Below are 20001 nucleotides of genomic sequence, written 5' to 3'. Positions count from 1 at the left end.
GGTCATGGAGAAAAAAGACATCGTATCTTATAACTATGATGAATTACAAGATGAGATAAAGAGCATCGGAGAAAAACCGTTCCGTGCAAAACAAATTTATGCATGGCTTCATGAAAAACTGGCAGAAGAATTCGATGAGATGACAAACTTGTCGAAAGCACTTCGGGAAAAACTTGATCAGGCGTATGAAATCCGTAAAGTGAAAGTGGTCGCCCATCAGATCTCCAAGGTGGATCCGACAGAAAAATTTTTGTTTGAGCTGGAGGACGGGAACCGTATCGAAAGCGTTCTTATGAAATATAACTATGGCAATTCGGTATGCATTTCCTCACAGGTCGGATGCAGGATGGGGTGCAGATTCTGTGCGTCTACACTGGATGGGCTTGAGAGAAATCTGACAACTTCTGAGATGTTAAGACAGATTTATCAGATCCAGAAGATGACAGGCGAAAGAGTATCCAATGTTGTTGTTATGGGAACAGGAGAGCCTTTGGATAATTACGATAACTTTGTAAAATTTATACATATGCTTAGTGATGAACATGGGTTGAATATCAGCCAGAGAAGTATTACCGCCTCCACCTGTGGAATTGTACCCAATATTCACAGACTGGCAGGGGAAGGACTTCAGATTACTCTTGCATTGTCGCTGCATGGTTCCAGTCAGGAAAAGCGTAAAAAACTGATGCCGATCGCGAATAAATACGAACTTTCAGAAGTACTGGAAGCCTGTGATGATTATTACAAGCAGACCGGGCGCAGAGTGACCTTTGAATATAGTCTGGTGGCAGGCGTGAATGATGGACCGGACGATGTAAAAGAACTGACCGGGATATTGAAACACCGTAACTGTCATCTGAATTTGATTCCGGTAAATCCAATTAAGGAGAGGGATTTCAAAAAGCCAGATAGCAAAAAAGCTATGGAATTTCAAAATAAACTTGAAAAAAACGGAATAAATGTTACTATTAGAAGGGAAAGAGGCTCTGATATTGACGGAGCCTGTGGACAGCTCAGAAGACGATATGGTGCTGTAAAAGAGGAGAGACCAGATGAAGATATATGCGAAGACTGATGTGGGTCGAAAACGTGAGATGAATCAGGATTATGTCTATGTGACAGATAAGCCGGTAGGACCTTTTCCGAATCTGCTTGTAGTAGCAGACGGAATGGGAGGACATAAAGCGGGTGATTTTGCGTCAAAATATACCGTGAAGGTTGTCCATGAAGAACTGGAAAAGACAGAACTTGATAAACCGGAAGAAATCTTGAAGAGTATTGTGTCTGTAGCAAATCATAAGCTGATACAGGCAGCACAGTCTGATGTGAAGTTAGAAGGTATGGGAACGACACTCGTAATAGCTACTGTAATAGGGAATACTTTATATTTTTCGAATGTCGGAGATAGTCGTCTTTATCTGATTGGTGATAAGATAAAACAGTTGTCCAAGGATCATTCTCTTGTTGAAGAGATGGTTCGTCTGGGAGGTATAAAAGCAGAAGAAGCTAAGAATCATCCGGATAAGAATATTATTACAAGAGCCATGGGGGTCAAGGAAGAAGTAGAGGCTGATATTTACGAATATCGGCTGAAAAAGGGGGATATGATCCTGATGTGTACCGATGGTCTCAGTAATATGGTTGAAGATGAGGATATGTTTGATATTGTAAAGGGAGCGAGAGACATCGTCGAGGCAGTACAGATGTTGATCGAAAAAGCAAACAGCAATGGCGGGAGAGATAACATAGGGGTTGTTTTAGCTGAGCCGCTTGCAGATGAGGTGAGTGCATGGTAAAAGATGGTATTGTATTAGGAAAGAGATACGAGGTACTGAGCAAAATTGGTGCCGGTGGTATGGCAGATGTCTATAAGGGAAAAGACACAATGCTGAACCGTTATGTCGCGATCAAAGTATTGAAAAAAGAATATCGCGAAGACGAGAATTTTGTCCGTAAATTCCATTCAGAAGCGCAGGCAGCCGCAGGACTTCTGAATCCGAATATCGTAAATGTGTATGATGTCGGAGAGGACCGGGGACTTTATTATATGGTGATGGAACTGGTAGAGGGCATCACTTTAAAAGAATATATTGAAAAGAAGGGAAAGCTTTCCCATAAAGAAGTCATTAGCATTGCAATTCAGATGTGCAATGGTATCGGGGCAGCACATGCGGCAGGTATCGTACATCGTGATATTAAACCTCAGAATGTTATGATATCCAGAGATGGTAAGGTCAAAGTGACTGATTTTGGGATTGCCAAGGCTGTTACTTCTAATACGATCAGTTCCAATGCAATGGGATCTGTTCATTATACATCTCCGGAACAGGCAAGAGGCGGCTATAGTGATGCGAAGAGTGACATTTATTCAATTGGTATCACACTATATGAGATGGTAACCGGAAGAGTACCATTTGACGGAGAGTCAACAGTGGAAGTTGCTATGAAGCATTTGCAGCAGGAAATCACACCTCCGTCAGAGTATGCACCGGATATTCCGTACAGTCTGGAGCAGATTATTTTAAAATGTACCCAGAAGAACAGTGAGAGACGTTATGCAAGTACAGCAGATCTGACAAGAGATCTGAAGAGATCTATGATGGATCCGGACGGGGATTTTGTTGAAATTACGCCACTTCGTAATGCAGATACAGTGATTATCACAGATGATGAACTGGATGATATCAGAAGTTCTTATGACGACTATGATGATTACGGAGATGACGATGATTATGGCGCCGATGATTATGACGATGATTATGGTGATGACCGTTATGATGATGACGACGAAGAGTACGATGATGACGATTATGATGGCAGAAAAGGCGCAGAAGAAGTTAATCCACATATGAACAAGGTCATGAAGATTCTAATGATCGTAGTGGCACTGATCATTGCATTTATTTTGATTTTTGCAGTCGGAAAAGCAGCAGGAATTTTTAAATCTATTGGATCCGGAACAACAACAGAAGATTCATCAGACAAAGATACAGTAAAAGTACCTGATATTGTCGGAATGACAGAAGAAGAAGCAACAAAAGCACTGAAAGATAAGAACCTTGGAATTAAAGTTGACTCTAGAGAAGATTCTGAGAAGTATGAGGAAGGAACAGTCAGTGAGCAGAAGACAAAAGCCGGAACAAAGGTAAAGAAACATTCAACCGTTCATGTAGTTGTAAGTTCCGCATTAATTGGAAAAGAGATTATTGTGCCGGATGTATCTGGCATGAGTGAGGATGAAGCTCAGAAAAAATTGACAGATGCAGGATTTAAAGCTACTTCGGAATTTCAGTATGATGATAATGTAGCTGAAGGTAATGTAATCAGTACAACACCTGCAGCAAATTCCAAGGCAGCAAAAGACACGCAGATTAAGATGCTTGTAAGTAAGGGAGCTCAGAAGAAGACAGTACCGGATGTGCGTGGAAAATCTGAAGCAGATGCCAGAAGTGAGATTCAGGCAGCAGGACTTACTGTAGGATCTACCAGCACCCAGCATGATGACAGTGTAGCAAAGGGAAATGTTATTTCTCAGAGCGTGACACCTGGTAAAAAAGTATCAGCCGGAACAGCCGTCAATCTGGTACTTAGCAGTGGCAGCGATAAGGTAAGTATCCAGAACTTTGCAGGAAAAGATGAGGAAGAACTTCTGTCATGGGCATCTCAGAACGGTTTGAATGCAAGTAAGCAGAAAGATGAATACAGCAGTAACTATGAAGAGGGAACAATCATTTCTATGAGCCCGGCTTCAGGAAGTGTATCGAAAGGCAGCACGATCACTTATGTATTAAGCCGTGGACCGAAACCGTCTGATAACACGAATACTGGTGGAAATACGGACAATGGCAACAGCGGCAGTGGAAGTGACAGCGGTCAGCAATAGGATATAGAAAAAGATGCAGGGAAAGATAGTAAAAGGAATTGCCGGATTCTACTACGTTCATGTAGTAGAATCCGGTGTTTATGAATGTAAAGCGAAAGGAATCTTTCGCAAGGATAAGAAAAAACCACTGGTAGGCGATGACGTAGATATCGAAGTTTTAAGTGAAGTGGAAAAGACTGGAAGTATTATAAACATTTTTGAGAGAAAAAATGAATTGATCCGACCAGCAGTTGCGAATATTGACCAGGCACTGGTCGTATTTGCAGCGGCAAAGCCAAGCCCGCATTTTAACCTGCTTGACAGATTTCTTGTTATGATGCAGACGAAAGAGATACCGGTGATTTTGTGCTTTAATAAAGAGGATATTGCTTCTGAAGAAAAATTATCGGAACTGGCGGAAATCTATGAAAAATGTGGGTGCCAGCTTATATTTGTCAGTGCAAAAGAAGAAAAGAATATAGAAACTTTGCGCAGGATGCTGGAAGGTAAGACTACAGCAATTGCTGGCCCTTCCGGGGTCGGAAAGTCGTCAATTATCAATCTTTTAAATCCAAAGGCCAATATGGAAACTGGCAGTATCAGTAGAAAGATTGAGCGAGGAAAGCATACGACAAGACATTCAGAACTATTTATGATTGGTGAAGATTCTTATATTATGGATACGCCTGGATTCAGTTCATTATATGTGAATGATTTTGAAAAAGAAGAGCTGAAATATTATTTTCCGGAGTTTGAGCTATATGAAGGTCAGTGCAGATTTAATGGGTGTGATCATATTCATGAACCAGGTTGTGCTGTGAAAGAAGCCGTCGAAAAAGGAAAGATTCATGCTGTCAGGTATGAAGATTATAAAGAGTTATATGAGGAATTGAAAAATAAGAGGAGGTACTAGTTATGGATTACATTTTAGCGCCGTCAATATTGTCGGCAGATTTTAAAGTTCTTGGAGAGCAGATGAAAATTACAGAGGATAATGGTGCAAAATATCTGCATTTTGATGTTATGGACGGAATGTTCGTGCCAAGCATTTCCTTTGGAATGCCGGTATTAAAATCTATCCACAATGCAACAGACCAGGTTATGGATGCACATCTTATGGTGCAGGAACCAATTCGTTATGTGGAGGCTTTTAAAGAAGCAGGAGCCGATATCGTGACGATTCATCTGGAAGCTTGTGAAGATGTGAACGCTACAATTGCGAAGATTCGTGAGTGTGGAATGAAAGTAGGACTTTCTATCTGCCCGGAAACACCGGTTTCAAAAGTAGAGGATCTGTTAAAAGACATTGATATGTTACTGATCATGAGTGTACATCCGGGATTTGGAGGACAGAAGTTTATTCCGGAATCTCTGGATAAGATTCGTGAGGCGAGAAAAATGATCACAGATCAGGGACTTTCCGTAGATATCCAGGTCGATGGAGGAATCTATCAGACAAATGTCAAAGAAGTACTGGATGCAGGAGCGAATATTATTGTAGCCGGTTCAGCAGTATTTAAAGGAGACCCGGCAGAAAATACAAAAGCGATGATGGAGATTTTGAAGACTTATGAGTAAGAAAATTGTGATTGTAAGTGGTGGAGAGTTAGAGGAATCATTCGTATTATCAGAACTTGAAACACTGGACAGTCAGTTTATTATTGGTGTTGATAAGGGAATGGAATTTCTTTATCATCATAAGATACTTCCAAGTTATATTGTTGGAGATTTCGACAGTGTAGACCAGAAAATCGGAGACTATTACCGCAATGAGACGAAAGTTCCGATCCGCGAATTTAATCCGGTAAAAGATGCATCAGATACAGAAATCGCAATTCGCCTGGCAATGACACTTGGAGCCAGTGAAATCTATATCCTCGGCGCGACCGGTGGAAGAATTGACCATCTGTGGGCAAATGTACAGACACTCACAATTCCATTTAAAGCGGGGGTTGATGCGGTCATTCTGGATTCCCAGAATAAGATTCGCCTGATTGGCGGCGACACAGTGATCCGTCGCGAGGACGCATATGGACCGTATTTTTCAATATTCCCATTAGGACAGGAGATTTACAGCTTGAGCATTGAAGGTGCGAAATATCCGCTTCATGGTCATCAGCTCACACCTTATGACAGTCTGTGTGTCAGTAACCAGTTCGAAGAAGAGGAAGTAAAGATTACATTTGGTTCCGGGATTGTAATTCTGATGGAAACCCGGGATAAAAAGTAAACAGACAAAATGATGTTGAGGTCATAAAATATCAGGCAGGATATGTTCTCGAAAAAAGGATATATCCTGCTTTTTTACATAACGGTAAGAATGCAAGGACATTTTTTAATATATAAGTTAGAAAAATCAGGAGGTGTGTATGGTAATAGGAATTATAGAAGATGACAATTTGTTGAGAAAAGCCTTAGATACATCATTGCAAAATCAAGGTTATACAACGATTCTTGCTGCTTCAAGAAAAGAAGCAATTAAAAATATAGATAGTTCTGTAGATTTGTTGATTGTAGATATTGGATTACCGGATGGAGATGGAATAAATCTATATCAGGAACTTCAAAAAAATGGAAGAATCCCGGCAATTTTTTTAACTGCAAAAGATGATGAAAAAGATATGTTAAAAGCGTTTGATATAGGAGCAGATGATTATGTGGTCAAACCATTTTCAATAAAGGTATTGTTAAAACGTATGGAAGTTGTTTTGAAGAGAAAATCAAATGAAAATGTTTTTATGTGCGGGCAGGTTATCTTGTATTCGGATAGAAAACAGGTTTTTGTAGGAAAAACAGAAATATCGTTAACACTCAAAGAGTATCAGCTTTTGGAATATTTTATTATGAACCAGAATCAGGTTCTTACAAAAGAGATGATAATGGAAAATATATGGGGAATCGATAGTGAATTTATTGATCCTAACACAATTAGCGTTATGATCAGCAGATTGAAAAAGAAATTAAATGATTCATCGAATGTTATCAGTAATGTATTTGGAATGGGATATAGAATGGGAGATTAGCATGGCTGTAGCAATTTTCACAGTATTTTTAGTAGGTTTCATACTCGGAGGAAGCACTGTATATTTAGTTGAGAATCATTTTAGAACAAAGGAAATGAACAAAATATATAAACTGACCGAATCTTTAATAAATGGCAATGACTTAGATGATTCTGATATAGGGAAGGAAACGCTTTATTCTAAAACAGCCAATCAGTTAATCCGTTTACAGGAAATGTTAGAAGGAAGAAGAAAAGAGGCCGAAAAAAGTCAATATGAGATACAAAAATTGATTTCTGAGATTGCGCATCAACTAAGGACACCGCTGGCGAATATAAAAAATTATACAGAATTGCTGCAAGAGTCATTGGATGAAACGCAAGAAGTATTGAATACAGAATACATGAAAGACTTGCGAACAAGTGAAGAACAATTATGTTTTTTAGTGGAAAGCTTTATAAAAACTGCTCGATTAGAGCAAGGAATCATACAAGTTCACATGCAAAAAGAAAATCTTGTTGAAACAATTCTAAATGCATTAGGGCAAATACAAAAAAAGGCAGAAGATAAAGGTATCTTTTTTCAAGTAGAATTGCCGGAGAAAATCATTTGCGAACATGATAAAAACTGGATGTGTGAGGCATTTTATAATGTGTTTGATAATGCAGTCAAATATAGTAAAAACAACAGCACGATCAATATCACAATGAAACAGACAGAAATGTTTTATAAAATTCAAGTAAGAGATTATGGAATCGGGATAAGAGATGGAGAAGAAAATAAAATTTTTCAAAGATTTTATCGTGGTGAGCAGGCAAGAGGGCAGGAAGGATGCGGAATTGGTTTATATCTTTCCAGAGAGATTGTTTTATTACAAAAAGGGATGATAAAAGCAAAACAAATGAATCCAGGGTTGCTTATAGAGGTGAATCTTCCGATATAGACAATTCATATGCACCTTGTAAGAAGTTTGTAAGATGTACCATGTAAAATAGAGTATGGCTGAAAAAAGGTAGTATTTGCGAAGGGAGTTTACAGAAAAGATGGATATAATTAAAGCCATAAATCTTAAAAAATATTATACATCCGATACATATGAAGTGCGCGCTTTAGATGGTGTGTCACTAACGGTGGAAGAGGGTGAATTTATAGCAGTTGTCGGCACATCCGGATGCGGAAAGACAACACTTATGAACATTTTGGGTGGTCTTGATACTCCGGATTTTGGAGGTGTCTGGATCAGAAATACAAGTTTAAAAGATCTTAACAAGGAAGAAAGAACGATATTCAGAAGAAGAAATATCGGATTTGTATTTCAGCAATATAATTTGATACCTTCTCTTAGCATACGCGAAAATATAGTTCTTCCGATGCGCCTTGATGGCAAGGAAATTGATATAGGTTTCTTTAATGAGATTGTAGAAACACTTGGATTAAAAGATAAATTAGAACGTTTTCCATCAACACTGTCCGGCGGGCAGCAACAGCGAGTTTCTATCGCGCGGGTATTATTAACGAAACCGGCAATTGTCCTGGCGGATGAACCGACCGGAAATCTGGATTCTGTTACAAGTATGGAAGTTGTGGGATTATTAAAATCCTGTGCCGCAAGATTCCATCAGACGACATTGATCGTGACGCATCAAGAGGAAGTGGCACAGATGGCAGACAGAGTAATACGTATGTCTGATGGGAAAATCTATACAAGAAATAGTAATGATTGTTAGGAGGGCATCTATGTTTCATAAGAACATTCCAAATAACAATAAAGACATAATCCGATTTCTGGCTAAAAATTTTGCAGGCACAAAAAAGGTGAGAAATACGATTCTGTTTTGCTCGATCATAATCGGTATTGTTGCGATTACCATGGTATTCGGAATCTCTTTTGGAAAAATACAGGCAGAAGAAATAAGATTAATCAGAGAAAATGGAGCTGCTTCTTCGGGCAGAATAGAAGATGGAACAGAAGAACAATATGCAAAATTAAAACAACTGGATTATATAAAACAAGTTGGGAAAAGTATTTTTGTAGGTGAAGCTACAGACATTTCTAAGAATAATGAAAAAACGATATGCAACGTAGTTTGGGCTGACTTGGAAAGCTGGAACTCTTTTTTGAAGCCTGCATATACCAATGTGATTGGAAGCTACCCTCAGGCGAAAGACGAAATCCTATTATCTGAGCGGTCATTGAAAAAACTTGGTATTTCTGAACCAGAACAAGGAATGGAAATAAACTTAGATGTATACAAAGGTGTGTTCGAACATTCGAAAGAAAAATTCAAACTATGTGGCTGGTATACGGACTATGGAAATGAATTGTCAATCGGATACATTTCACATGACAAAATTAATGAGTTGAGTCTGGAAAAAGGACCTTATACGTTACTTTTCAGTCAGAGTGATCATTTAAACAGGAGTAAAACAGAGGAAAAATTATATCAGACATTGCCGATGAAGAGTGCATATCAGAAGATATACGTTTCTGATACAGCACAATATACTGCCGTTTCTAAATTCGCAGGTGGATATGAGATGGTGATATTGGGAATGCTGGGGATTTTGTGCGGAATATATTTCCTTGTGAGCAATGTCCTTTGGATATCCATGAGTGAAGATATTCAAAATCTCGGACTGCTCCATACAATTGGAGCTACAGAAAGACAGATTACGAAAATTTACCGGAAACAAATGCGGTCACTCATGTTAAAAGGCTCTGCTTTGGGAAGCTTGATTTCTGCACTGATTTTGATTTTATTGATACCGAAAATATTAGGCTTTCATTTTTATCAGGAAATGGGAGGAAACACGATACTTTCCTTTTTCAGGCCGTGGATTCTTTTGATTTCTGTTCTATTTGTAAATGGAATTCTGTGGATAGCATCGGAAGGTGTTATTAGAAAAATAACGACTCTGTCTTGCGTTGAGAGTGCCACTTATGATGGAAATAAGCTTAACAGAAAAAGAAAACATCCTGTGGAAATGGTGTTGAAACGTTCTGAAATAGGAGAAATGTTTTATATTGCATGGGGAAATATAACACGACATAAAGCACGATTTATCATTACAAGTATTTCTATATTTTTAGGAGTGCTGTCTTTTGTTCTAATGAATGTACTTACAAATGGATGCGATTATAAGCATCTTCTTGAGAAACGTCCTGACTTTTTGATAGCGGGAGAGTTTAGCGAATTCGGGAAAAGCCAGGGATGTGGGGAAGAATATAAAACCAGAGAAATCGATGTCGATCCTTTGCTGACACAGGGAGATGGTGTAGAACTGTTGTATGACAATGATTATGATGAATTTTCACCAATCTCTCAAGAGTTAGAGAAAAAACTACATAAGATAGATGGTATCGATTGGGAGAACTCAAATCTGATCGAAGGAGCTTATGTAACTACGGTTATGTCTAAGAAGGGAATTCGCCCTTATGATGAGGACCTTTCGGATCTTACAGATGACAATATGGTGGAAGGATTCAGTTGGGATACGGTACAGGTTTTAAATGAAAATCAAATCTTGTCGCTTAAGAAATACGTTCAGGATAATCAACTCAATATTGATGTGAAATCTTTGGAAGAAGGAAATGGCGTGCTGATCATACATGATCATATGCTGACTCCGGAACAGCAAAAACTTGCAGATGAAGCAATTGGTGAACCGGTATATTTTAAAACGTTGCTTTCAAAAGAAGATGCAATTCGTAGAAAAGAACTAATCAATTCAGAGAGTGAAGAGAAACAACAGAAAGACGAATTTCCTCAAAAGGAATCCGAAACATTTACTCTATGCGGTTATTTAGACAGGCAAAGTGATAATTTTCCGGAAATACATCAATCCTGGCACGGAGAAGGAAACTTATATTATTTTATTAGTGAGAAAGGCTTTGAAAAGATACCAACTGAAAAAAAGATATTAACAATGGAATTAACTGCCGATCCGAAAAAAGAATTTTATGTAAAAACACAGATTGGCGAGCTGATATCCGAGGAAAATAAGAAACGATCCGAAATGACAGAAGTATCAATGGATGAAGGAACCGGCGAAGCAGGAGTTTTTGTTATCTGTAAATCAGATCTGATGCTGCAAAAAGAAACATATATGAGAGGAAATCGAATTCTCTTAGGTGCTATAAGTATCATATTATTCATTGCGGGATTGACTAATTATTGTAATGTTGTATTTACCGGGATGTACGCCCGGAGAAAAGAATTCGATGTAATGAAAAGTATTGGGATGACTGATAAACAAATGAAATTAATGCTTTTTGGAGAAGGCAGTTATTATTTTATGTGTGTGATAGGATTGTTGTTTACTGTAGGAGTGGCAGCTTTGTTTGGAGTAAAAATTTACATGGAAAATAAATTGTCATATTTTACATTTCATTGGCCGATTCTTATTACTGTAGGTGTAATGTTTTCTTTCGTGCTTATTAATGTTATGGTTACACATTTTATATGTAAGAAGAGATAGAAAGCCAATAAACACCTTTGATGTCGCAACGAGGGTACAAAAAAGCTTGTAAAGCGAAAAAAATTTGAAAAATTCATTTCGGAAAGTGTGGAAATATAAAGAGAAAGAGTCGGGGATGAGATGAAAATGATTATTCACAAAGATAAGATGCTATGGTATAATACAGGGTATTGTATTAAGGTTATTAAGAAAGATAAAGAGGATTTATAGGAGGAATATAGAAAGATGAAATTAGGAATCGTTATTACGAGACAGGTTTCATAAATGTCCATATAAGTTGTTAAATGCCTTTAAATGCTGATAGCTAGAGCATTTAGCGGATTTTCGACTTGGATAAAACTCTATATAAATTCATGTAATTTTTTGAAAAATGGCCCACTTTGTGGCCCACTAACTTTTGGTCGAAGTCCTAATATGGTAAGAAGAAGCGCTTGTATGAGTGCTTCTTTTTTTTCAAGTATTATAATAAAAATAACAGATGATTAGGTTCCAATATGAATATGTAACTGGAATTTTAAAGGCATAGTATGTTGTACCATCTAATAAATTTTGCTTTCATTTTCGCTCATGACCATGAGACTTTTTCCGCTCAAACTGTATGCTGATGATATATTTCTAGTATCGAACAGAACGTTGTTGTATTATGCTTTGCTTTTAATTGTCACGGCAGTGTTTAAGGGACGGAACAAAGGCCTTGAGTTTATTGGTTTTAAAGAGGTGCGGTGTAGAAGTTGATTATCAATGTAATCGCAAGAAAAAAGCAAGAATCTAAGCATGGAGTTTTTTTAAGATAATGTTAAAATAAATATATCGGTATTGAGAAAGGAGGCAAGTCTATATGCCTAAAACTACACTGATCGATTGTTGTATTAAGAAATATGCTTATCGAGAAGTATCACAAATATATCAGGAATTAGAGATATCAGGGGAAGGCCTGTCACAATCACAGGTTGAATTGATGAGAGAGAAGTATGGTGTAAATAGTTTCTCGCAAAGAAGAAATGATACCATGTTACGACTACTGCGGCGTGCCTTCATCAATCCATTTAATATCATTCTTTTAGTTCTTGGAATCATTTCACTGGCTACAGATGTGGTTCTTGTATCGAATTTTGCCAGAAATGCAACGACTGCGGTTATCATTTTTTCAATGATTTTGATTAGCGGAACAATCCGTTTGGTTCAGGAACTTCGTGCAAAGAATGCATCAAAACAGCTAAACCGGCTGATACATGAAAGCATTACCGTACGGCGTGCGGGAGAAGTGAAAGAGATTCCAGCTGAGGAACTGGTGGTTGGAGATATTGTTCTGCTTGTGGCAGGTGATCGTGTTCCGGCTGATCTGAGACTCACCAAAGTAAGTGATCTCTTTCTCTCCCAGGCAGCGATCACAGGCGAAAGTGCGATCCTGGAAAAAAATGCACAGGCATTGAGTTACAGTAATTCGGAATCCTTGACGCAACTTGAAAATCTTGCATTTATGGCAACAACTGTCATCAGTGGAAAAGGTGAGGGTATTGTGCTTGCAGTCGGAAAAGACACACTATATGGTAGTTTTACGAAAGAAGATCCAGATGAAAAACAGTCTTTTCAAAAAGGAGCCAACTCTATTGCCTGGGTCATGCTTCGTTTTATTGCAGTATTGATTCCTATTGTATTCATACTATTGCAGATCACAGGTGGAAGGTGGCTGGAATCTTTTGCCTTTGCACTGTCTGTTGCCGTTGGCTTGATGCCGGAAATGCTGCCGATGGTGATCACAGCCTGCCTTGCAAGGGGCAGCCTGAGTATGAGTAAAAAGCAGACAATCATTAAAGACATTAATGCAATGCAAGGATTTGGTAGCATGGATGTGCTCTGCATGGATAAAACAGGAACACTGACCAATGAAAGTATCCTATTGGAATACTATATGGATGTGCTGGGAAACGAAAGTGGGCAGGTATTGGATTTTGCTTTTTTAAATAGTGCTTTCCATTCCGGTGTATGTAATCCAATTGATAATGCAATTCTTGCCTGCCAGACGATGCCTGGGCATGAACAGCATTTTTCTGATCTTCTTATGCGGTATCAGAAAGAGGATGAAATTCCATTTGATTATTCCCGCAAATTTGTTAGTACACTGGTGACAGATAAAAATGGAGATTGCCAGCTTATTATGAAGGGTAATATTTCCCAGATTGTGTCTCGGTGCAGTCATGTGGAATTTCGTGGCGAAATCCTACCGATGGAAAAAAACGGGATGCAGAGTGTTGCTTCTGTAGTGGATGAGATGCTGCAGGATGGAATGAAAGTGATTGCTGTTGCACGGAAAAAGATTGAGAAACAGGATCAGATCATACCGACAGACGAAAACAATATGATCCTGATGGGATATCTTGCATTCTTTGATGCACCGAAAAAGACAGCAAAGACATCTGTGGAGGCTCTGAAAAGACTGCAGGTAACACCGAAAATACTGACAGGTGATCAGGCTGATGTGGCAGCATCTATTTGCCGAAGGGTCAAAATCCCGTCAGAAATCATATTGACTGGTGCAGATTTGGATCAGATGACGGACGATGAACTCGGCAAAACAGTAGAAGATATTCATGTATTTGCAGAATTAACACCAGGGCAGAAAGTCCGTATTGTTTCTGCTTTAAGGCAAAATGGACATACAGTAGGTTTCTTGGGAGATGGAATCAATGATATCCCGGCTTTTTGTGAATCGAATGTTGGTATTTCAGTAGATACAGCGGTAGATGCAGCGAAAGATGCAGCGGATGTCGTATTGCTTCAAAAGGATTTAGGTGTATTAGAGCAGGGGATTCTGGAAGGGCGTAAAACATTTACAAACATGCTCAAATACATTAAGATTACGGCAAGTTCTAATTTTGGCAATATTTTTTCTGTTGTATGTGCCAGTGCATTCTTACCATTTTTGCCAATGACATCTCTGCAGATTTTATTATTGAATCTGCTGTATGATGTTTTATGTATCATCCTTCCATGGGATAATGTGGATGAGGAAGAAACACTCTCGCCAAGAGACTGGTCCGGAAAGACGCTGGGACGATTTATGTTATTTTTTGGTCCTATTAGTTCGATATTTGATATCGTGACATTTCTGTTTTTGTATTATATTCTCTGTCCATTATTGTGTGGCGATACAACGTATCTGAACATGGTAGATCCAGTGATGCAGTCGCAGTATGTTGCTTTGTTTCAGACAGGATGGTTTTTAGAATCGATGTGGACGCAGGTTTTGATCCTTCATTTTCTTCGGACAAGGAAGATACCATTTGTGCAGAGCAGTCCTTCCATTCCGGTTGTTTGTACGACCTTTGCAGGAATTATTGTTTTTACTTCACTTACTTTTACCAAAAGCGCAGGTGTTATTGGATTGACGAAATTGCCAATCATGTATTTCCTGTTTTTATTTGTTGTAGTCTTACTCTATATGCTTCTGACTACGGTGGTCAAAACTGTTTATCAGAAGAAATATCATGAGCTGATCTGAAAGGAGGGAAACCATCATGAAAAAGAATATCAGTGTTATTTCCATGGATTCTGTCCTGCAGGAATGGCTCCTTCAAAAGCTGATCAAAGAACCACCAGAAAGTGACAGTGCGAAAGAACTGCTTTCTGGTATCTATGATATGGTGAGTGGCGAGATAAATTCATTACTGCTCAGCACTGCAAATAATTCAGAAATTGCATCTCTCAATCTTTCGGATGAGATGAAAATTGGGGAATTAGTAATCAATCCGAAAAGCAGGAGCGTTACTAGAATGGGCCAAGCGGTTTCCCTGACTCCTAAGGAGTTTGATATCCTGTATTTTCTGGCGGAAAACAGAGGAGAAGTATTTACAAAAGAGCAGATCTATAAGGCAGTATGGTCTGAAAATTATCTTTTAGATGACAGTAATATCATGGCATTTATTCGAAAATTGCGAAAGAAGATTGAACCGAATCCGGATGAACCAAAGTTTATACTTACGATTTGGGGGATCGGATATAAATTTAATGATAAGGTGTAAAACAGGCGGGCTGAAAGCAGTCCGCCAAATTTTTTGTAATTTACGCGAACAACGAGCCAAAGTCCGTGCTTGCACGAGGCCTTGGCGACTGTCGCGATAACTATGAGAAACTCGCGGAGTGTGTTTCTCATAGTTCTTGCTAAATCGCAAGGAAATCGCAAGATTTTGGTCATGTGATTCTCCTTGCTTTTTTTGTATTCTGTAAGAGGTCGAAGGGAGGCGGTATGTATGGTATACACAGATTTTGTTTTAAGAATTTCTTTATCCGTGTTGCTTGGATTTTTTATCGGATTGGAAAGGCAGTTGACCGGGCATCCAGCTGGAATACGGATAAATGTTCTGATCTGTATGGGAACCAGTTTTTTTACTTTATTTCCAATGCTTTATGGTTCCGATCAGGTGTTTCGTGTAGGAAGCAGCATTATCTCCGGTGTTGGATTCCTATGCAGTGGTGTGATCTTTAAAGACAGCGGTACGGTAAGAGGAATGAATACAGCAGCAACACTTTGGTGTACAGCGGCAATTGGTATTCTTGCCAGCACAGGAATGTTTATAATGGCAGTTTCTGCAGCAGGCATTTTGATTGGTTCAAATCTGATTCTGCGTCCGCTTGCAAGAAAACTTAATCCGATTGCTGTAGGAGATGAATCTGAAAAAGAATACTGCATCACAGTACTTTGTCAGGAAGATGCAGAACAGGAAATAAGACTTTTACTGATCACTAGCAATTCCAGTAAGACCTTGTATCTGAATCATCTGGAAAGTGGAGATGTTGTGGGGGATAAAGTCGAGATCATAGCGAAGTATTGTTCTGCGGGAAAACCGAAAAGCAATGTTCTGGAAGGTATTGTTGGTCAGGCATTGGAACTTCCGGAAGTAATCAGTGCAGGTTGGGAGGTGTTGTAGTTGAAAAAAATCAAAAGTGAAAGATGGATAATTTTTTTCATTCTTTATATTTTATTCACTGCAGCATGCAGTTGTGTGAGTCTTATATTTCCGGCTCACCAAATTTTGGTGATACAGGTCTGGTATCAAATATCTGTGGTTGTTTGGATTTTTTTAGCAGTTACGATGGTGAAATTGCTTATCAGGCTTCAGAAAATAAATAAGCTCATAACGAGAGGAATCAATGAAAGGAGAAGAAAACCATGAATTTAACCTGTATCTTTTTTGGTATCATTTTCACGATTGCCGGTTTTATGTTTGCATGTGGAAAAGGCCATATTCATTTCTCTTCTTGGAAAAACATGCCGCAGGAAGAGAAAGAGAAGATTAAAATTGTGCCGCTTTGTCGTAACATCGGTGAAGTCATTGCATTAAATGGATTGATTTTTCTGCTAAAAGGTCTATGGACAGGCTTTGAAAATCACTGGTTTGTGACTGCTATGGTTGCATGGTTTATTGTGGCGGGATTTGATCTTTGGTATATCGAGAAAAGTGATCGATATTATAAAAAATAATTGCAAAACAAGGAGGTAAAGACCAATGAATAAGAAAGAAAATCGTATGGCTGTTCGGCAGGCAGCACAGCAAGCTGTGATCCGTGACGAGCAGAACCACCGCATCGAACATGCGGCTACCAATCCGATTAAGGAGGTTTTGAAGAGTCTGCACACAACACTTCGTGGACTGGATGCTGAAAATATAGTGGTAAGTCGGACAAAATATGGAACGAATAAAGTAACGCAAGAGAAGAAACAATCCCTTGCGAAACGTCTGGCTGGAGCATTTATCAATCCATTTACAGCGATCCTTTTCTGTCTGGCAGTTGTTTCTACTATGACAGATATGGTTTTTCCATATTTTTCTCTGTTAGGAAGTTCACCGGAAGATTTTGATCCATTAACAGTGGTGATTATTCTGACCATGGTTATGATCTCCGGTACGCTTCGTTTTGTACAGGAATCCAGAAGTGGAAATGCAGCAGAAAAACTGTTATCCATGATCACAACTACTTGCACCGTCACAAGAAGAGAACAGGAAAAAATTGAGATTCCTATGGACGATCTGGTTGTAGGAGATATCGTACATCTTTCAGCAGGAGACATGATCCCAGCAGATGTCCGTATTCTGGATGCCAAAGACTTATTTATCAGTCAGGCAAGCTTAACAGGTGAAAGCGAACCGGTGGAAAAGACACCGAAGGTATGTGCACAGAAAGAAAGCATCACCGATTACAGCAATATTGCTTTTATGGGAAGCAATGTAATTTCCGGAAGTGCAACGGCAGTGGTTGTCTGCACGGGAGACCGCACTTTGTTTGGTTCCATGGCATCTGCGATTGCAGGTGAAGCAGTGGAGACAAGCTTTACCAAAGGCGTGAATGCAGTGTCATGGGTTCTGATCCGGTTTATGCTGGTCATGGTTCCGCTGGTATTTTTTATCAATGGTATCACAAAGGGAGACTGGCTGGATGCCTTTCTGTTCGGTATTTCCGTGGCTGTCGGACTGACTCCGGAGATGCTGCCGATGATCGTAACAACCTGTCTTGCAAAAGGTGCCGTTTCCATGAGTAAAAAGCAGACGATTGTTAAGAATCTGAATTCTATCCAGAATTTCGGTGCCATTGACATTCTCTGTACAGATAAAACAGGAACACTGACACAGGATAAGGTTGTGTTGGAATATCACCTGAATGTGAATGGAGAAGATGATACAAGAGTACTGCGCCATGCATACTTAAACAGCTACTTCCAGACCGGTTATAAGAACCTGATGGATCTGGCGATCATTCACAGAACAGAGGAAGAAGAGGCGGCAGATCCAAAGCTCCTCGATTTGTCTGAAAATTATGTGAAGGTAGATGAGATTCCATTTGATTTTACACGTCGTCGTCTGACTACGGTAGTACAGGATAAAAAGGGAAAGACACAGATGGTAACAAAGGGAGCTGTAGAAGAAATGCTCTCCATCTGTTCTTTTGCTGAGTGCGATGGTACTGTGCAGCCACTTACAGAAGAGGTTCGTGGGCGTATTCTGAAAACAGTAGACGAACTGAATGACAAAGGATTCCGTGTGCTTGCCATTGCACAAAAAAGCAATCCTTCTCCGGTGGGTGCATTTGGTATAAAAGATGAGTGTGAGATGGTACTAATTGGATATCTGGCATTTCTTGATCCACCAAAGGAGTCTACTGCAGATGCAATTCGGGCATTGAAAGCACACGGCGTAATAACAAAGATTTTGACAGGTGATAATGATAAGGTAACACGTACAATCTGCAAGCAGGTAGGACTTGAAGTACGCAACATGCTTCTGGGTTCTGATCTGGATCATATGACAGATGGCCAGCTTGCAAAAGCAGTAGAGACAACAGAGGTATTTGCAAAGCTTACACCGGATCAGAAAGCACGCGTGGTTTCAGTTCTCAGAGAAAACGGTCATACCGTAGGATTCATGGGTGATGGAATCAACGATGCCGCTGCAATGAAAGCTGCCGATATTGGAATCTCTGTAGATACTGCAGTAGATGTGGCAAAAGAATCCGCAGATATCATCCTGCTGGAAAAAGATCTGATGGTTCTGGAAGAAGGAATCATAGAAGGACGTAAAACTTATGCTAATATGATCAAATATATCAAGATGACGGCCTCATCTAACTTTGGAAATATGTTCTCTGTATTAGCTGCTTCGGCACTGTTACCTTTCCTCCCGATGATGAGTGTACATCTGATTTTCCTGAATCTGATCTATGATCTGTCCTGTACAGCAATTCCATGGGATAACGTAGACGAAGAGTTTATTGCAAAACCACGTAAATGGGATGCTTCCAGTGTGGGTAGCTTTATGATCTGGATTGGACCTACAAGTTCGATTTTTGATTTTACAACTTATATATTCATGTACTTTGTATTCTGCCCGTTATTTGTATCAAAAGGCATTTTATTCAATGATCTGGCAGCCCATTACAGCGGTGTAGAGCTTGCTACTATGCAGGCACGTTATATCGGAATGTTCCAGGCTGGATGGTTTGTGGAATCTATGTGGAGCCAGACATTAGTCATTCACATGATTCGCACACCAAAGCTTCCGTTTATCCAGAGCCGTGCATCAGCACCGGTAACATTGCTTACCATGACAGGTATTGCAGTTCTGACTGTGATTCCGTTCACACCATTTGGAGCTGCACTTGGTCTTGTTGCTTTACCGGCATCATATTTTGCATATCTGATCCCATGTATTCTGCTGTACATGATGCTGGCAACAAGCTTGAAAAAAGCATATGTCCGCTATTATGGCGAACTGCTCTAGGAGGTAGAAAGAATGAATTGGAAAGAATTATGGATGACACTTTTTGGAACTTGTGAATGGCTCGGACTCAATATGGGATTCTGGGTATCAATGGCTGTTGTGCTGTTGATCGTAATACTCATGAATGTGGTATTCTGGGGAATAAAGCCAAAGAATAAAAAATAGTATGGTTGAAAATAAACTGTACCCTAGATAGTGGACAGTTTAAAAAGTGGTCTAGACAGTTACTTTTTAAGCTATTATCCCAAAGACATATAATATATAGGCTCGAATGGTGAAAGTGCCCATTTGGGCCTATTATTGTATGAATTCATGTGTTACAACCAGAGCAAGATCCACCCGTGTATTACAGTATTGTCATTTTGACAATTTTGTATTACTTACG

General features: G+C 39.2%; 16 protein-coding genes and 1 pseudogene. All 17 read left to right on the top strand.

Translation table 11 applies throughout. The features are described from left to right. The first annotated feature begins 4 nt into the window (after nt 1-4). The 17 genes and pseudogenes from rlmN to LI149_RS07250 all read left to right on the top strand — a co-directional run bounded on the left by rlmN (nt 5) and on the right by LI149_RS07250 (nt 19781). Nucleotides 5-1075, top strand: coding sequence for a 23S rRNA (adenine(2503)-C(2))-methyltransferase RlmN (gene rlmN / locus LI149_RS07330; RefSeq protein WP_005337167.1), 1071 nt, complete (start codon nt 5-7; stop codon nt 1073-1075). Further along, nucleotides 1053-1796, top strand: coding sequence for a Stp1/IreP family PP2C-type Ser/Thr phosphatase (locus LI149_RS07325; RefSeq protein WP_005334343.1), 744 nt, complete (start codon nt 1053-1055; stop codon nt 1794-1796). The genes rlmN and LI149_RS07325 overlap by 23 nt, the downstream gene beginning before the upstream one ends. Next, nucleotides 1790-3883 (top strand): Stk1 family PASTA domain-containing Ser/Thr kinase, encoded by a 2094-nt coding sequence (gene pknB, locus LI149_RS07320; protein ID WP_227143151.1) that lies wholly within the window; start codon nt 1790-1792, stop codon nt 3881-3883. Before LI149_RS07325 ends, pknB begins: the two co-directional genes overlap by 7 nt. Nucleotides 3884-3896: 13 nt before the next feature. After that, nucleotides 3897-4775, top strand: coding sequence for a ribosome small subunit-dependent GTPase A (gene rsgA, locus LI149_RS07315; RefSeq protein WP_117657893.1), 879 nt, complete (start codon nt 3897-3899; stop codon nt 4773-4775). Between the two features lie 2 nt (nt 4776-4777). Then, entirely contained in the window at nt 4778-5440 is a 663-nt protein-coding gene (rpe, locus tag LI149_RS07310) for a ribulose-phosphate 3-epimerase (RefSeq protein WP_227143150.1), read from the top strand. Next, entirely contained in the window at nt 5433-6092 is a 660-nt protein-coding gene (locus LI149_RS07305) for a thiamine diphosphokinase (protein WP_227143149.1), read from the top strand. Before rpe ends, LI149_RS07305 begins: the two co-directional genes overlap by 8 nt. Before the next feature lie 139 nt (nt 6093-6231). Beyond that, nucleotides 6232-6885 (top strand): response regulator transcription factor, encoded by a 654-nt coding sequence (locus LI149_RS07300; RefSeq protein ID WP_118005567.1) that lies wholly within the window; start codon nt 6232-6234, stop codon nt 6883-6885. A 1-nt stretch (nt 6886) separates the two neighbouring features. Beyond that, a complete protein-coding gene (locus LI149_RS07295; protein ID WP_227143148.1) occupies nt 6887-7807 on the top strand; it encodes a sensor histidine kinase KdpD in 921 nt (306 codons plus the stop codon). A gap of 100 nt (nt 7808-7907) precedes the next feature. Then, on the top strand, nt 7908-8591 hold the full coding sequence (locus tag LI149_RS07290; protein ID WP_173785908.1) for an ABC transporter ATP-binding protein: 684 nt from the start codon (nt 7908-7910) through the stop codon (nt 8589-8591). 10 nt (nt 8592-8601) lie between these two features. Then, a complete protein-coding gene (locus LI149_RS07285; RefSeq protein WP_227143147.1) occupies nt 8602-11343 on the top strand; it encodes an ABC transporter permease in 2742 nt (913 codons plus the stop codon). A 33-nt stretch (nt 11344-11376) separates the two neighbouring features. Continuing rightward, a pseudogene (locus LI149_RS15895) lies at nt 11377-11442 on the top strand (excisionase); the annotation flags it as partial. A gap of 739 nt (nt 11443-12181) precedes the next feature. Further along, complete coding sequence (mgtA, locus tag LI149_RS07275) at nt 12182-14845, top strand: magnesium-translocating P-type ATPase (RefSeq protein WP_055065807.1); 2664 nt, start codon at nt 12182-12184, stop codon at nt 14843-14845. 16 nt (nt 14846-14861) lie between these two features. Next, nucleotides 14862-15365, top strand: a complete 504-nt coding sequence (locus LI149_RS07270; protein WP_021651622.1) for a winged helix-turn-helix domain-containing protein — start codon at nt 14862-14864, stop codon at nt 15363-15365. Between the two features lie 228 nt (nt 15366-15593). Beyond that, the gene (locus LI149_RS07265) at nt 15594-16271 is read left to right on the top strand and encodes an MgtC/SapB family protein (protein ID WP_021651623.1); all 678 of its coding nucleotides are present in this window, start codon (nt 15594-15596) and stop codon (nt 16269-16271) included. 242 nt (nt 16272-16513) lie between these two features. Next, nucleotides 16514-16825 (top strand): DUF3784 domain-containing protein, encoded by a 312-nt coding sequence (locus LI149_RS07260; protein ID WP_021651625.1) that lies wholly within the window; start codon nt 16514-16516, stop codon nt 16823-16825. 25 nt (nt 16826-16850) lie between these two features. Beyond that, complete coding sequence (mgtA, locus tag LI149_RS07255; protein ID WP_227143146.1) at nt 16851-19616, top strand: magnesium-translocating P-type ATPase; 2766 nt, start codon at nt 16851-16853, stop codon at nt 19614-19616. Nucleotides 19617-19628: 12 nt separating this feature from the next. Continuing rightward, entirely contained in the window at nt 19629-19781 is a 153-nt protein-coding gene (locus LI149_RS07250; RefSeq protein ID WP_021651627.1) for a hypothetical protein, read from the top strand. Nucleotides 19782-20001 lie beyond the last annotated feature (220 nt).

The sequence above is a fragment of the Dorea sp. 210702-DFI.3.17 genome, from assembly GCF_020560825.1.
In the GTDB taxonomy this organism is placed as follows: domain Bacteria; phylum Bacillota; class Clostridia; order Lachnospirales; family Lachnospiraceae; genus Dorea; species Dorea formicigenerans.
This window is presented reverse-complemented; position numbering and strand designations above follow the sequence as displayed.